The 13147-nt window shown below is 70.5% G+C and carries 12 protein-coding genes; 4 read left to right on the forward strand and 8 right to left on the reverse strand.

Annotated features, from left to right (window positions below; genetic code table 11):
* Positions 1 to 9: 9 nt before the first annotated feature.
* Together MVF96_RS15010 and MVF96_RS15015 are read left to right on the forward strand one after the other, a co-directional pair.
* Positions 10 to 1209: a polyprenyl synthetase family protein gene (locus tag MVF96_RS15010; RefSeq protein ID WP_247449537.1), complete on the forward strand. Its 1200-nt coding sequence runs from the start codon at positions 10 to 12 to the stop codon at positions 1207 to 1209.
* On the forward strand, positions 1206 to 2849 hold the full coding sequence (locus tag MVF96_RS15015) for an alpha-(1->6)-mannopyranosyltransferase A (RefSeq protein ID WP_418930389.1): 1644 nt from the start codon (positions 1206 to 1208) through the stop codon (positions 2847 to 2849). The genes MVF96_RS15010 and MVF96_RS15015 overlap by 4 nt, the downstream gene beginning before the upstream one ends.
* On the opposite strand, the gene MVF96_RS15020 is transcribed toward MVF96_RS15015, so the two are convergent.
* Entirely contained in the window at positions 2818 to 3183 is a 366-nt protein-coding gene (locus MVF96_RS15020) for an Rv2175c family DNA-binding protein (RefSeq protein WP_058251861.1), read from the reverse strand. The two genes, MVF96_RS15015 and MVF96_RS15020, sit on opposite strands and share 32 nt — an antisense overlap.
* 152 nt (positions 3184 to 3335) lie before the next feature.
* On the opposite strand from MVF96_RS15020, the gene MVF96_RS15025 reads away from it, so the two are divergent.
* Positions 3336 to 4532 (forward strand): protein kinase domain-containing protein, encoded by a 1197-nt coding sequence (locus tag MVF96_RS15025; RefSeq protein WP_065632284.1) that lies wholly within the window; start codon positions 3336 to 3338, stop codon positions 4530 to 4532.
* Positions 4533 to 4544: 12 nt separating this feature from the next.
* Here MVF96_RS15025 and MVF96_RS15030 read toward each other — a convergent pair whose 3' ends face one another.
* Positions 4545 to 5936 (reverse strand): class II 3-deoxy-7-phosphoheptulonate synthase, encoded by a 1392-nt coding sequence (locus tag MVF96_RS15030; protein ID WP_068970557.1) that lies wholly within the window; start codon positions 5934 to 5936, stop codon positions 4545 to 4547.
* A gap of 43 nt (positions 5937 to 5979) precedes the next feature.
* Complete coding sequence (locus tag MVF96_RS15035; protein ID WP_058251695.1) at positions 5980 to 6462, reverse strand: polyadenylate-specific 3'-exoribonuclease AS; 483 nt, start codon at positions 6460 to 6462, stop codon at positions 5980 to 5982.
* Between the two features lie 103 nt (positions 6463 to 6565).
* Between MVF96_RS15035 and MVF96_RS15040 the strand changes: the two genes are divergently transcribed.
* The gene (locus tag MVF96_RS15040) at positions 6566 to 8152 is read left to right on the forward strand and encodes a mannosyltransferase (protein ID WP_068970556.1); all 1587 of its coding nucleotides are present in this window, start codon (positions 6566 to 6568) and stop codon (positions 8150 to 8152) included.
* A 289-nt stretch (positions 8153 to 8441) separates the two neighbouring features.
* On the opposite strand, the gene MVF96_RS15045 is transcribed toward MVF96_RS15040, so the two are convergent.
* The 5 genes from MVF96_RS15045 to MVF96_RS15065 all read right to left on the reverse strand — a co-directional run bounded on the left by MVF96_RS15045 (position 8442) and on the right by MVF96_RS15065 (position 13136).
* The gene (locus MVF96_RS15045; protein WP_068972097.1) at positions 8442 to 9152 is read right to left on the reverse strand and encodes a lysophospholipid acyltransferase family protein; all 711 of its coding nucleotides are present in this window, start codon (positions 9150 to 9152) and stop codon (positions 8442 to 8444) included.
* A gap of 154 nt (positions 9153 to 9306) precedes the next feature.
* Positions 9307 to 10314, reverse strand: a complete 1008-nt coding sequence (locus tag MVF96_RS15050) for an ROK family protein (protein WP_058253064.1) — start codon at positions 10312 to 10314, stop codon at positions 9307 to 9309.
* 706 nt (positions 10315 to 11020) lie between these two features.
* Positions 11021 to 12250 carry an ArsA-related P-loop ATPase gene (locus tag MVF96_RS15055; RefSeq protein WP_068972098.1) on the reverse strand — a complete coding sequence of 410 codons (1230 nt, stop codon included), beginning with the start codon at positions 12248 to 12250 and terminating at the stop codon, positions 11021 to 11023.
* Positions 12251 to 12270: 20 nt separating this feature from the next.
* Complete coding sequence (locus tag MVF96_RS15060; RefSeq protein ID WP_058253066.1) at positions 12271 to 12708, reverse strand: SRPBCC family protein; 438 nt, start codon at positions 12706 to 12708, stop codon at positions 12271 to 12273.
* The gene (locus tag MVF96_RS15065; protein ID WP_247449539.1) at positions 12708 to 13136 is read right to left on the reverse strand and encodes a hypothetical protein; all 429 of its coding nucleotides are present in this window, start codon (positions 13134 to 13136) and stop codon (positions 12708 to 12710) included. The genes MVF96_RS15060 and MVF96_RS15065 overlap by 1 nt, the downstream gene beginning before the upstream one ends.
* Positions 13137 to 13147 lie beyond the last annotated feature (11 nt).

Below are 13147 nucleotides of genomic sequence, written 5' to 3' on the forward strand. Positions count from 1 at the left end.
CCTGGCAGGGTGACCTCCACGATCCCCACGCCCAACTCGCTCGATGCGGTTCCGGGCGCCGTCGAGGCCGAATTACGCGCCTTCTTCGACGACGCGGTCCCGGCCGCCGCCGCGATCGCACCGGTGGTCGGTGAGGCGGCCGAACTGATCCGGGAGTTCGTGCTGCGAGGAGGCAAACGCATCCGACCGGTCTTCGCCTTCGCCGGGTGGCGCTGCGGGACGTCGTCGTCGGACCGTGCCGTCGCCGGGGCCGCAGCCGAGGACGACGCCCCCGGCCCGCGGGACGCGCTGCGCGTCTGCGCCGCACTCGAACTCGTGCAGGCCTGCGCCCTGATCCACGACGACATCATCGACCGGTCGGACACCCGGCGCGGGTACCCGACCGTGCACCGGGAGTTCGAGTCACGGCACGCGAGCGCGGAGTGGGCCGGGGACTCCGGCGCCCACGGGGTCGCGGCCGCGATCCTCGCCGGCGACTTCGCGCTCGCCTGGGCGGACGACCTGGTCCACGGTCACCGGCCGGGGGTTTCGACAGGCTCGACCGGCGGGGACCGCTCCACCGGCAGGGACCGCTCAACCGGCAGGGACGGCGACCACCCGCTGCCCGCGGAGGTGGGCGCGACGTGGGCGGCGATGCGGACCGAGGTGCTCGGCGGCCAGTTCCTGGACATCGTGAACGAGGCCGGCGGCGACGACTCGACCGAGGCCGCCTACCGGGTGATGGAGTTCAAAACCGCCGCCTACACCGTCGCGCGACCACTCGAGCTGGGTGCGCGACTCGCCGGTGCGTCCGAGCAGCTGGTGTCGACGCTGCGTGCGATCGGGCACGACCTCGGCATCGCCTTCCAGCTCCGCGACGATCTGCTCGGCGTCTTCGGCGATCCCGAACGCACGGGTAAACCGTCCGGGGACGATCTGGTCTCGGACAAGCACACGGCCCTGCGCGCGATCGCGCTGCAACGCGCCGATGCGGCCGACCCGGCCCTCGGCGCGCGGTTGCGCTCCTACTTCGGCCGCCGGCTCGACAGCGACGAATTGGGTTCCGCGCGAGACCTGTTCGTCGAGCTCGGCGCGGTGGCCGAGGTGGAGAACTCGATCGACGAGCTGTTGGGGTCGGCGTTGACCGCACTCGACGCCGCCGACATCGGCGACGACATCCGTGCCGAGCTGATCGCGGTCGCCCATCGCGTCGCGCACCGTCAGGCGTGAGCACTTCCGTGACAGGTGCCGCCACGGCCGGTCGGGGCGATCTGATCCTCGGCGCGATCGGGTCCGTGCTGGTCTGTCTCGGCAGCTTCGGGGTCGGCGACCCGCCGCGCAACTCCGCTCTTCTCTCCGATCTGGGTCTGAGCTGGATCACGTACGGGCACGGCAAGAACGTCTTCGGGACGCTGTTCTGGCTGGGCGTGTTCCTCATGGTGTTCGGGTGGGTCCGGCTGGGGCGTCGGATCATCTCCTCCACCACCCACACCGCGCCGACGACGCGGACGCTGAGCCGATGGGTGCTCGTGTGGACCGCTCCCCTGCTCGTCGCGGTGCCGGTGTACTCGCGCGACGTCTACGCCTATCTCGCCCAGGGCGCGGTGTTCGGCGCCGGTTTCGACCCGTATGCCGACGGTCCCGCCCACCTGCCCGGTCCGCTCGTCGACAGCATGGCGCAGGTCTGGGCGACCACGACGGCACCGTACGGCCCCTTCTTCATGGGCATGCTGCGCGTCGTCACCGAGATCACCGGCGACCAGGTCGTCCTCGGCGTGCTGGCCATCCGGCTGGTGCTGCTGCCCGGACTCTTCCTGTCCCTCTGGGCGATCCCCCGATTGGCGGAGCGGTTCGGGGCCTCCCCGCAAGCCGGACTCTGGCTGGTGCTCTTCAACCCGCTGGTCCTGATCCATCTCGTGGCGGGACCGCACGTGGAGCTGCTGATGATGGGCGTCCTCGTCACCGGGATCGTCCTGGTGGTCGACGGCCGGCACGTGGTGGGCACAGCCGTCCTGGCGCTCGCGGTGTCGATCAAGATCACCGCCGGCATCGCACTGCCGTTCGTCTTGTGGATCTGGCTGTCGCACATCCGTTCCCGGCGACCGGTGACCGCCCGCGACGTGGTGACGGTGTTCGCATCCATCGTCGGGATCGCGGTCGCGGTGTTCGGCCTGTGGACCCTGGTGATCGGCTTGGGACTCGGCTGGCTCACCGGCCTGGGGTGGGCCGACGTCATCATCAACTGGTTCACCATTCCCACCCTCGCCGCCCATGTCGTGACCCTCGTCGCGGCGCCGTTCGTCGCCCTCAATCTGCAACCGGTGCTGGAGGTCACGCGGGCAATCGGTTCGGTGGTCCTCGCGGTCACGCTGGTCGCGCTCTGGTGGCGCCACCGCCACGACGTGCGGGACGCGGTCGCCGGGATGGCGTGGGCGATGCTGGCCGTACTCCTGCTCGAGCCGTCGACGCTGCCCTGGTACTACACGTGGGTGCTGGTGATCGCGGTGGCCTTCGACCTGCCGATGTGGGTGCGGGCCACGGTCGTCGGTGCCTCGACGTTCCTGCTGATCGTGTTCCAGCCCGACGACGCGATCGTCTTCTACAAACCTGTCGAGGTGACGCTGGCGGCCGCACTGGCCGGCGTCGCGGCCTGGTCGCTGACCCGTCGGGACCCGTTGCGGCTGGGCCGGTTCGGGAGGTGGGCGTGGGGCGCGACCCCGGCCGGCGAGGACACTCTCGCGTCGGATGTCCTCGCGGAGACGGGCGTCGAGGAGTCGGGGCGCGCCGAGGCCGAGCACCGGGAGTCCGGACCCCGGGGGTTCGGGGCCGGGGCGTCGCTCAGAAAGCCTGGGCCTGCGCCCGGCGGATGACCTCGCGGGCCAGATCCGTGTGCAGCGCTGCCGCCGGGTGGAGTCCGAGATCTTCCTGCTCGGTGAACAGCCACTCCATCACCTCGTCGCGCGTGTAACCGCCGTCGATCAGGACCGCCACGAGCCCGTAGAAGTGTTTCGCGACGCCGCCCTCGTCCACGAAGAGCGCCGGAATCGCCGGGTATCCGTTGTGGGAGACCGCGAGCAGGTGATGGTCACGGATGAGTGTCCGCACCCGGTTGGTCGACACCCCGAGGCGGTCGGCGACATCGTCGATCGACAGGAACTCGGTGTCGGAAGGCAGAGTGTCAGGCGACAACGGTAGGGAACCCACGTCGAAAGGGTAGCCGGTAGTCGGGAGCGGGAGAAACCGTCGGGTCGCGACGACATGACGAACGAGACCCGCGAACGCCCCGGCGGCGACACCCTCGGTCGGCATCGTGCCGATGCTCTCGACCGGCCCGGGCTGCAGGTAGATTCGGCAGCGTGAACTCCCCCGTCGACACGATGCTCGGGACCGTCCTCGAGGACCGGTACCGGATCGACGCGCCCATCGCGCGCGGCGGCATGTCGGCGGTCTACCTCGCCGTCGACCTGCGGCTGGGACGCGACGTGGCGGTGAAGGTGATGGACTCCCGGTACTCGGGAGACCCACAGTTCTTGCGCCGCTTCGAGTTCGAGGCACGCGCGGTCGCCGGCCTCAAACATCCCGGGCTCGTCGCGGTGTACGACCAGGGCATCGACGACGGCATCGCGTTCCTGGTGATGGAACTGGTCGACGGGGGCAGCCTGCGCGAACTGTTGCGCGAGCGCGGCCCGATGCCGCCCCATGCCGTCGTCGCGGTGGCCGCGCCGGTACTCGGCGGGCTCGGCACCGCACATGCCGCGGGTCTGGTGCACCGGGACGTGAAACCCGAGAACGTGCTCATCTCCGACGAGGGCGAGGTGAAGGTCGCGGACTTCGGACTGGTGCGAGCCGTGGCCGAGGCCGGGGTGACCTCGGCCAGCGTGATCCTCGGGACCGCTGCCTACCTCTCCCCCGAACAGGTCGAGTCCACCCACGCCGACGCTCGCAGCGATGTCTACTCCATGGGTGTGATGATGTTCGAACTCCTCACGGGCAGAACACCTTTCTCGGGCGACTCACCCCTGGCTCTCGCCTACCAGCGACTCAGCTTCGACGTGCCGGCGCCGGGCGACGTGATCCCGGGGGTGCCGGAGGAGTTCGACGAGATCGTGCTGCGCGCGACCGAACGCAACCCCGCCGATCGATATGCCGACGGCTTCGACATGCAACGGGCCCTGCTCGCCGTCGCCGACGAACTCGGCCTCCCGCCGTTCACGGTGCCCGCGCCGCGCCGGTCGGCCGAGCGTCAGACGGTGTCGCGCTACCGGGGCCCCGATCCCGGCGGCCATGGCACCCGGGTCCAGTCGGTGCCCGGCCCGGCGCGGCCCGCGGACACAGCCACACCCGTGGAGCAACCTGCGGCCGAGCGCGACGACGTCGGCTCCGCGCCGCGTCCGGTGACCCGTCGTACCTCACGGCCGATGGCCGTCGAGCCCGAACTCATCGGCGGCAGCCGGCTCGGCGCGCTGGTCTGGATAGTCGTCGTGCTGGTGCTGGTCGGCGGCCTCGGCGCCCTCGGTTTCTGGGTCGGCAGCACGTTCCTGGCGATCGGCTGACGCCCCGCTCCCTCAGCCGCGCAGCATCTCCGCGACGAGGAACGCCAGCTCGAGCGACTGCTGCGTGTTCAACCGCGGATCGCAGGCGGTCTCGTAGCGTCCCCCGAGGTCGAGATCCGAGATCTCCTGTGCACCACCGAGACATTCGGTGACGTCCTCGCCGGTCAACTCGACGTGGACGCCACCGGGATGGCTGCCCAACGCGCGATGCACCTCGAAGAACCCCTGCACCTCGTCGACGATGCGGTCGAAGTGCCGGGTCTTGAAGCCGGTCGACGCCTCATGGGTGTTGCCGTGCATCGGATCGCACTGCCAGATGACCTTGTGGCCGGTCGCCTCGACGGCGCCGACGATGGCCGGCAGCACGTCGCGGACCTTGCCGTTGCCCATCCGCGCGACGAGCGTGAGTCGCCCGGGCACGTTGTGCGGATCGAGACGCTCGACGTATTCGACGGCCTGCTCGGGCGTCGTCGTGGGCCCGATCTTGACGCCGATCGGATTGCTGATGAGCTCCGCGAACGCGATGTGGGCGCCGTCGAGCTGGCGGGTCCTCTCCCCGATCCACAGGAAGTGCGCGGAGAGGTCGTAGAGGACCTTGCCGGCACCCTCGGGGTCGTCGGCCAGCCGCAGCATGGCGCGTTCGTAGTCGAGGACGAGCGCTTCGTGCGAGGCGAAGATGGAGGCGGAGTTCAGATTCGAATCGGTGACGCCGCAGGCGTCCATGAACCGCAGGCCGCGATCGATCTCGGACGCCAGGGCCTCGTAGCGTGCGCCGGCCGGTGACGTGCGCACGAACTCGCGGTTCCAGTCGTGCACCCGGCTCAGATCCGCCTCGGCCTGGGTGAGGGCGCGGACCAGGTTCATCGCGGCCGCGGCATTCGCGTAGGCGCGCACCAGCCGGGACGGGTCGTGTGCCCGCACCGCCGCGTCGGCCACGAATCCGTTGACCATGTCGCCGCGGTAGGAGGGCAGCCCCAGGGCGTCGGTGTCGGATGATCGCGGCTTGGCGTACTGGCCTGCGATCCGGGCGACCTTGACCACCGGCATGCTGGCGCCGTAGGTGAGCACGACCGCCATCTGCAACAACGTGCGGATATTGCCCTTGATGTGCGGTTCGGTGTTGTCGGCGAACGTCTCCGCACAGTCACCGCCCTGCAGGAGGAATGCACGCCCCTCGGCGACGTCGGCCAGCTGCGCGGCGAGCGTCTGGACCTCGGCGGGCATACAGATCGGCGGGACCGACTCGAGGACGGTCCGCATCTTGCGCGCCTCGTCGGCCGGCCAGCTCGGCTGCTGTACCGCCGGGCGGCTGATCGCGTCGTCGAAACGCGTCTGGAGATCCCCCGGAAGCGGCGGGAGCTCGGGCAGGTCGTCGATCGGAACGTCTACGGTCCAGTTCACCACCCGTCCAGGGTAGAGGAGACGTGGCCGTGGATTCGTCGGCGGGTCAGACGCGGGCCTTCTCGATCGCCTCCCACCGGCGCAGGTTGTGCCGGGCGTCGCTCAGCGCGTCGTGCGCGTCCGACGGCGTGGGCGGCAGCGCCGGTCGGCCCGCGGCCTCCCAGTGCTGCCGCAGCTCACGGGTGAACCGCGGGATCTCGCGCGGCAGCGCGGTCATGGGACCCCACAACTGGCACAGCACGACATGGTCGTAGGCGCCCACCCAGGCCCACAGCTCGATGTCGGAGCCGTCGGCGGTGAGGAACTCGAGGAGATCTTCCCGGATGCGTCGACGGTCCCGCCACGCGGACGACGACGGCGAGGGCAGTTTCGGCAGCACGTTGGCCCGCACCCAGTCCCCCGCCCGGCCGGGGTCGAAATCGGTCGACACCGCGTAGAACTCGCGGCCGTCCTCACCGACGACCCCGATCGAGACCAACTCGATGGTGGTGCCGTCCTCGATGAACTCCGAGTCGTAGAAGAAACGCATGGGTCAAGTATTCACACACCCTCGTGCCGACCCGCTCACCGCGCACCGTTTCGCCATACCGCCCTCCGGCTGTCTACCCTGGTATTTCGTGCGCTCCAGGTCCGTGCTGGCGACCGCTCTCCTGGCGGCGTCGATCATCGCGCGGCTCGTCTGGGACACGCTGACCGTGAACGGCAGGAACTTCGTGGACCTGCACGTTTACCGCGACGGTTCGGCGGGTCTCGCCGACGGGTCGCTCTATCTCTTCACCTACGCCGGTGAGACCGACTTCGCCCTGCCCTTCACGTATCCGCCGTTCGCGGCCGTCGTGCTGTACCCGTTGTCTCTCGTGCCATGGGACCTGGTGGCCATCGGCTGGCAGCTCGCGACGTTCGGAGCCCTGTACACCTGCGTCGTCCTCGCCTTACGCCTGTGCGGGTCGACGACCGACGTCTACGCCGTGGCCGCACTCTGGACCGCCCCCGCGATCTGGTGCGAACCGGTCCGGGTCACCCTGGACTACGGCCAGATCAACGTCTTCCTGATGCTGGGCACCCTGCTGGCGGTCACCTGGGCGCGCAGCGACCGCGGGGTGCTCGCCGGCGGCGCACTCATCGGTCTGATGGCCGGGGTCAAGCTCACCCCGGCGATCTCCGGGCTCTGGTATCTCGCCGCCCGCAAACCCCTGGGCGCCCTGGCCGCCGCGGTCGCCTTCGTCTTCACCGTCCTCGGTTGCCTGCTGCTCTTCCCCGACGTCACCCGCACCTACTACGGGACCCTACTCGGCGACGCCGAGCGCATCGGCCCCGTCGAGGCGGTGATCAATCAGAGCCTGCGCGGCACCCTGTCCCGCTTCGTGGGCTTCGACGTGGGGTCGGGCTGGATCTGGATGGTCGGCGTCCTGGTCGCGGTCGTGGTGGCGGTGTTCGCCGGCCGCGCGGTGTCCGACGCGCTCGGCATCCTGCTGGTGGTCCAGCTCTTCGGACTCCTGGTGTCGCCGATCTCGTGGGTCCATCACTGGGTGTGGATCATCCCGCTGGGAATCTGGCTCGTGCACGGCACCGGTTCGCGGCGCCGGGGCGCGCGGGCGGTCCTCGCGATGTGGATCGTGGTCGCGGGCCTCGGGATTCCGTGGTTGCTCCGGGTCACGATCGAGTACGGTCCCCATCCCCCGGCGGCACTCGAGGCGATCTTCGGGGCCGCGTGGCCGGCGGCAACCTTCGTCACCTTCGCCTGGATGATCGCGACGCGCGCCGCGCGCGACGAACCCCGCGACACCCGACCGCGCGACGTCGTCGCCGCGGCGATCGTCGCCGCGGCGATCGTCGCCGACGGCCGGCTGCTGCTGGCGCAGCGGTCCCGTCCCGCCGAACTCGCCGGTCTGTGGGAACTGCCCGGCGGTCGTGTCGAGTCGGGGGAAACCCATGCGGCGGCGCTGGTTCGGGAGATCCGCGAGGAGCTCGGAGCCGAGGTCGAAGCCGGCGAGGGCGTCGGCTCCCCGGTCGCGCTGCCCGGTGGCCTGACCCTGCACGCCTACGTTGCGCGGTTGCGTTCGGGGACTCCGACCGCGCTCGAGCACCTCGCCGTGCGCTGGTTCTCCGCCGACGAGCTACGACACCTCGACGCAGCCGAGATCGTCCCGGCAGATCGCGACTGGATACCAGAGCTGTGCGCCGTCCTGGACGGCACCCGGGTCGGCGACGCCGGCTGACCGACTGCGGCGGGTGCTCGCCGAGAAGCGAGCTTGCGCGCATCACCACGCTCCTGAAGAGCGCTTGCGAACATCACCCCGCTCCCTTAGGAGGCCGGAGCTTGCGGAGGGCGCAACCAACCACCGCTCCCTGAGGAGCGCCCGGAGCTTGCGGAGGGCGCGTCACGAAGGGTTTGCCCCGCATCTCACCAGGACCCTTCGTGACGCTCGCAAGCTCGCTCCTCAGGGAGCAGAGGGAGGGCATCGCTCGCACCTCAGCTCAGGGAGCAGAGGGCGGTCAGAGACTTCCTCAAGCGGCGGCGTCGGCCGCCGGGGGCTCGACCGGCGGGGCCTGGTTCTTGAGACTCGCAGCGTAGACGTCGACGTACTGCTGACCCGAGAGCTGCATCAGCTCGTACATGATCTCGTCGGTGACCGCGCGTTCGATGTAGCGGTTGCCCTCCATGCCCTCGTAACGCGAGAAGTTCAGGGGCTTGCCGATACGCACCGACACCCGGGTGGGTCGCGGCAGGATGCTGCCCGGCGGGTTGAACTTGTGGGTGTCGATCATCGCGACGGGGATGACCGGCACCCCGGTGTCCATGGCCAGCCGGGCGAGACCGGTCTTTCCCTTGTAGAGGCGTCCGTCGGGCGATCGGGTGCCCTCGGGGTACATCCCCATCAGCTTGCCCTTGTCGAGCTGGCGGCGTGCCGCGGTGAGCGCACCCTCGGCGGCCTCGGCTCCCGACCGGTCGATGGGGATCTGACCGACCGCGGTGAAGAACCAGCGCTGGAAGCCACCTTTGAGCCCCGTACCGGTGAAGTACTCGTTCTTGGCGAGGAAGTAGATGCGGCGATCCACCATCAGCGGCAGGAAGAAGCTGTCCATCACCGCGAGGTGATTGCTCGCCAGGATCGCCGGGCCGTCGGTCGGGATGTTCTCGTGTCCTTCGATCGTCGGCCGGCCGAGGACCCGCAGGATCGGACCGAGAAAGATGTACTTGAACGCCCAGTACCACATGAGAATCTCCTCGCCGCGCACACCGACCCGATGACCACCGCCGGACAACCGCGCCGCGGAGACCGCGGAACCGAGGAGTGTCCCGACGCCAAGACCTTACCCGCGTCGCACTCTACCGTCCGGCCGGGACCGCTCGGGGTCTCGCCGGGAGCACTCAGAGCCCGGAGACCGGCCGTGTCTCGGGGTGCGGGTCGGCCAGAGGGCGTGCGGCCGTCCGGATCGCCTGTCGCGCAACCTCGGCCGCGCCCACGACGCCGGCGGTCTCGCCGAGCTGGGTACCGCGGATACGCGCGAGCTGACGGTGTCCGGCACCGGTGACCTGGCGGGCGTAGTGCTCCCGGGCCTCGTCGAGGAACAGCCCCGACGCCGCGCCGACGCCGCCGGCCAGGACGATGAGGTCGGGGTCGAAGATGTCGGCGATCATCGCGAGCCCCTGGCCGAGCGACGTCGCGAACCGCGCGAACGCGGCCAGCGCGACGGCGTCCCCGTCGGCGGCCGCGCGGGCGACCCGACGGCCGGTCAGCGACCCGGGGTCCGCGGCGACATCGGCGGCGAGTTGGCTGCGCCCCCAGTCGCCGTCGGCGAGCAACTCGACCACGGTGTCCACGAGTGCGGTGCCGCTGCAGTACCGCTCCCAGCAGCCGCGTTTGCCACAGGCACAGGCGCGCCCGTCGGGGACGATCGTCAGATGTCCGAGTTCCGGTGCGACGCCGTAACTTCCGCGGTAGATCTCCCCGTCGATCACGAACCCGGCGCCGATCCCGGTCCCGATCGCCAGGACGACGGTGTTGTGCCCACGGGCCGCCGCGCCGAACCGCCATTCGGCCACCGCGGCGGCGTTGGCGTCGTGTTCGGCGAAGACCGGGATCCCGACGCGGCGGGTCATCTCCTCGGCGACCGGCGCCTCGCGCCAGGGCAGATGCGGCGCGAACCGGACGATGCTGCGGTCGGTGGTCAGGAAGCCGGCGATCGCGAGCCCGACCGCCTTCGCGTCCCAGCGCGAGGTCAGTTCGCCGACCAACCGGTCCAGGCAGTGCTCGAGCGCGGCCGCGGTCGGCGGGGTCTGCGCGCGGAGGGTGTCGAGCATCGTCCCCCGGTCGTCGACCACCGAGGCGCGCACGCTGGTGCCGCCGATGTCGATGCCGATCGTCAGGTCGCCCATCAGTTCTCCTGCCCGGGGCCGGGTTCGGGGGCGGCGTGGCCCGCCGTGAGGCATCACCGCGTCGCGGTGTGCCGGCCTCGCGCCCGGCGGCCGGTCCGTTGAATCGCACCGCGATCGGTTCGTACTGGCGTGGTGACGCCGATGAGGTCGGCGACGAACGCAGCGCCTCGGCGATGGCCTCGAGTACGGCGATGACCGCCGCGATCAGCCGGGCGACCAGATCGCCGATCTCGGCGAGCAACGAGGTGATCTCCCCCGACGCCCCGGAGAGCGCATGCCCGAGCGGACCACCGTCGGCGAAAGCGGCGAAACCGGGGCGCGTCCCCGTTGCGTCCGCACCACCGGCGGTGGCCGACTGCGGAGCCGGCGCGAAGAGCGCGGCCAGGTGGTCGATCTGGGCGGCCAGTCCGAGCAGCAGGTCGCGCACCGGATCGGCGGGTCCGTCGCGACGTCCGTCCGCGGACCCGTCACCGGCCTGCCGGAACGTCTCGTCGTCCGTGCCCATCGCCAACTCTCCCCTTCTCCCGGCCCCGCGCGAACACCCACCCGCGTGTCTGTCGTCGGGGTCATCGGCACCGTACCCTGCCGTCTCGAACGGTGCGGTCTGGCGAACGTACCCCGCCCGGGCGGAATCATTCCACCGTCGCCGTCCCACCTGGCCGTCGGGAACTGGGCGGCGTCGACGTACCGGGGCCGAGGAACCGGCTCAGTTCTGCGGCCGGGGCCACACCGCCGGATCGGGGACGAAGCCGATGCCCAGGGTCGTGCCGTCCCAGTCGGCGTCGACGACCGTGCAACGTCGTAGCATCGACGGCAGCCGCACCGGATGGCGGAACCCCGCAATCGTCACCAGGAGGTCGTCTCCGCTGCGCCCGAGAGCCAGCGAATCCGGATCCGGTAGGCGCTGCGGCCACGACAACCGGTACACCGGACCGGCCGGCTTGCCGCTCACGCGCCCCTGGACCGCCTCGACCTCGGCCGCGGCCGAACCCCGGGGGACGCCGTGCGGTGCCGGCAACGAGACCGAGAGCTTGCGGAGCCGCGCCATGCGATCGATCGCACCGGACGATTTCTCGACCACCTCGACGACGACGGAACGCGAACCGTCGGAACCGGCGAGTTCGGCCCGCACCATGTCCGCGACCTCGGCCGCCGGTTCGGCGCCGACGCCCGCGTTGACCTGGACCGAGGCCAGCGGCAGGCCCATGAGGTCGGCGGCGGCGAGATGGTGGCCGGTGAGTCGTCGGCTCCGGTCGTCGGCGGCGAGAACGAGGTGCACCGCCACCGCATGCGGATCGGCGAACAGTTCGGCGATGTCGAGGCAGTCCCGGTCGATGGCGTCGACCGCGGCCGTCAATTGCGCGACCATCGGACGCTCGGAAGCGATCGCGAGGCGTCGGTGACGCGGCCAGAACCGGTTGAGGGCCTGGCTGAGAACTGCTCCGCCACGGAGGAACTGGAGTGGGTCACCACACCCGGAACAGTCGACGACGATCCGCTGCCACCGGCCGCTGATCGCCTCGTCCCGGATACGGCGCAGGAGCAGGAAGTCGTCGATCCCGGGCAACGAGGTGAGCTCGGCGGCGTCGATCCCGGCCAGGGTGCCGACGCCGGGCAGGACCGTCTTGCTGCGGCTCACGGTGTGCTCGAGCACCTCGACGAACGCCGACCATGTGCGTTCGGTGAGGTCCAGTCGGTCCAGGGTCAACAGGTGCAGGTATTTGGACACCGCGACGGGCTCGCCGGGCCGGCGGTACACCCGTGCCCAGTCGGGAACCGGCGACCAGCGGTCGACGGTGATGAGGAGCGTGTCGGATTCGGCTGCCGACAGGCCCGACCGGGGCACGGCCCGGGCCGACCGGGAGGTGCCGGGACGCTGGGTCGCACCGGCGGCCGCGACCGCGGAGACACCGGAACCCCCCGGCCCGAGCACGATGTGGATGGGTGTGAGATCGATCAGCCTTCGACCCTCTTCTTGAGGTCGTTCAGCGCGGCATCGGTGATCGCCTTCTCGGCTCGCCGCTTCAGCTGGCCGATCATGGGCACCTGCAGGTCGACCATGAGTTCGTAGGTCACCTTCGTCGATCCCGGGACCTGTTGGGTCAGCACGTATCGTCCGCGCTGATCCTTCTGCAGATCGCTCGACACCAGGCGCCACGACACCGCGGGGGCGTTCCGATCCCATTCGTAGGCAAGCACATACGTGTCCTGGAGGACACCGGCGTCGAGCACGAACCGGACCTCGAGGGCGCGGCCGGCTTCATCCGTGCGCAGCACCTCGACCTCGCGGGCGGCGGTCACCCACTCCGGGTAGTGCTCGAAGTCGGCGATGACGGCGAGGATGGCGTCGGCGTCGGCGCCGATGACGATGTCGCGTTCGGTGTGGTCGGCCATCACCGCATCCCGGCCGACTCAAGACCGGCGGGACCACCGACGACGCGGCCCTTCTCCAGCAGTCGTTTGACCTCGAAGGAGACCTCTTTGCCCGTCACGCGGCGCAGCTTGTTCTCCTCGGCCAGCACGTCGGCGCGGGTGCGGGGGTCGTCGGGCAGCGGACCGGTGGGTTCGGCGTGGAGGAAGTAGTGGAGCACGAAGCCGTCGAGGACCGCCTCGTTCCAGATCTCCATCGTCCCCGACACCGGACCCGCGACCTGCCAGCGCACGCCCTGCTCGCCCCGGTCCTCGGTGACCGCCAGACGCAGGTCCGGCCACCACCGGCGCCAGTTGGCGGGGTCGCCGATCACGGCGGTCGCCAACGGCGGCGCCGCGGCGACGAAGACCTCGTCGGCCACCTGGATGCTCGTCACGCCCACTAGCTTCACATACTCGTGTC

It is taken from the genome of Gordonia hongkongensis (assembly GCF_023078355.1).
Taxonomy (GTDB): domain Bacteria; phylum Actinomycetota; class Actinomycetes; order Mycobacteriales; family Mycobacteriaceae; genus Gordonia; species Gordonia hongkongensis.

Bases quoted from the DNA above. Each gene is read 5' to 3' on its own strand.
- MVF96_RS15035 (WP_058251695.1), bottom strand. From the start codon at position 6,462: ATGCGTTTCTTCTACGACTCGGAGTTCATCGAGGACGGCACCACCATC.
- MVF96_RS15045 (WP_068972097.1), bottom strand. From the start codon at position 9,152: ATGTGGTACTGGGCGTTCAAGTACATCTTTCTCGGTCCGATCCTGCGG.
- MVF96_RS15050 (WP_058253064.1), bottom strand. From the start codon at position 10,314: ATGGGCGACCTGACGATCGGCATCGACATCGGCGGCACCAGCGTGCGC.
- MVF96_RS15060 (WP_058253066.1), bottom strand. From the start codon at position 12,708: ATGGCCGACCACACCGAACGCGACATCGTCATCGGCGCCGACGCCGAC.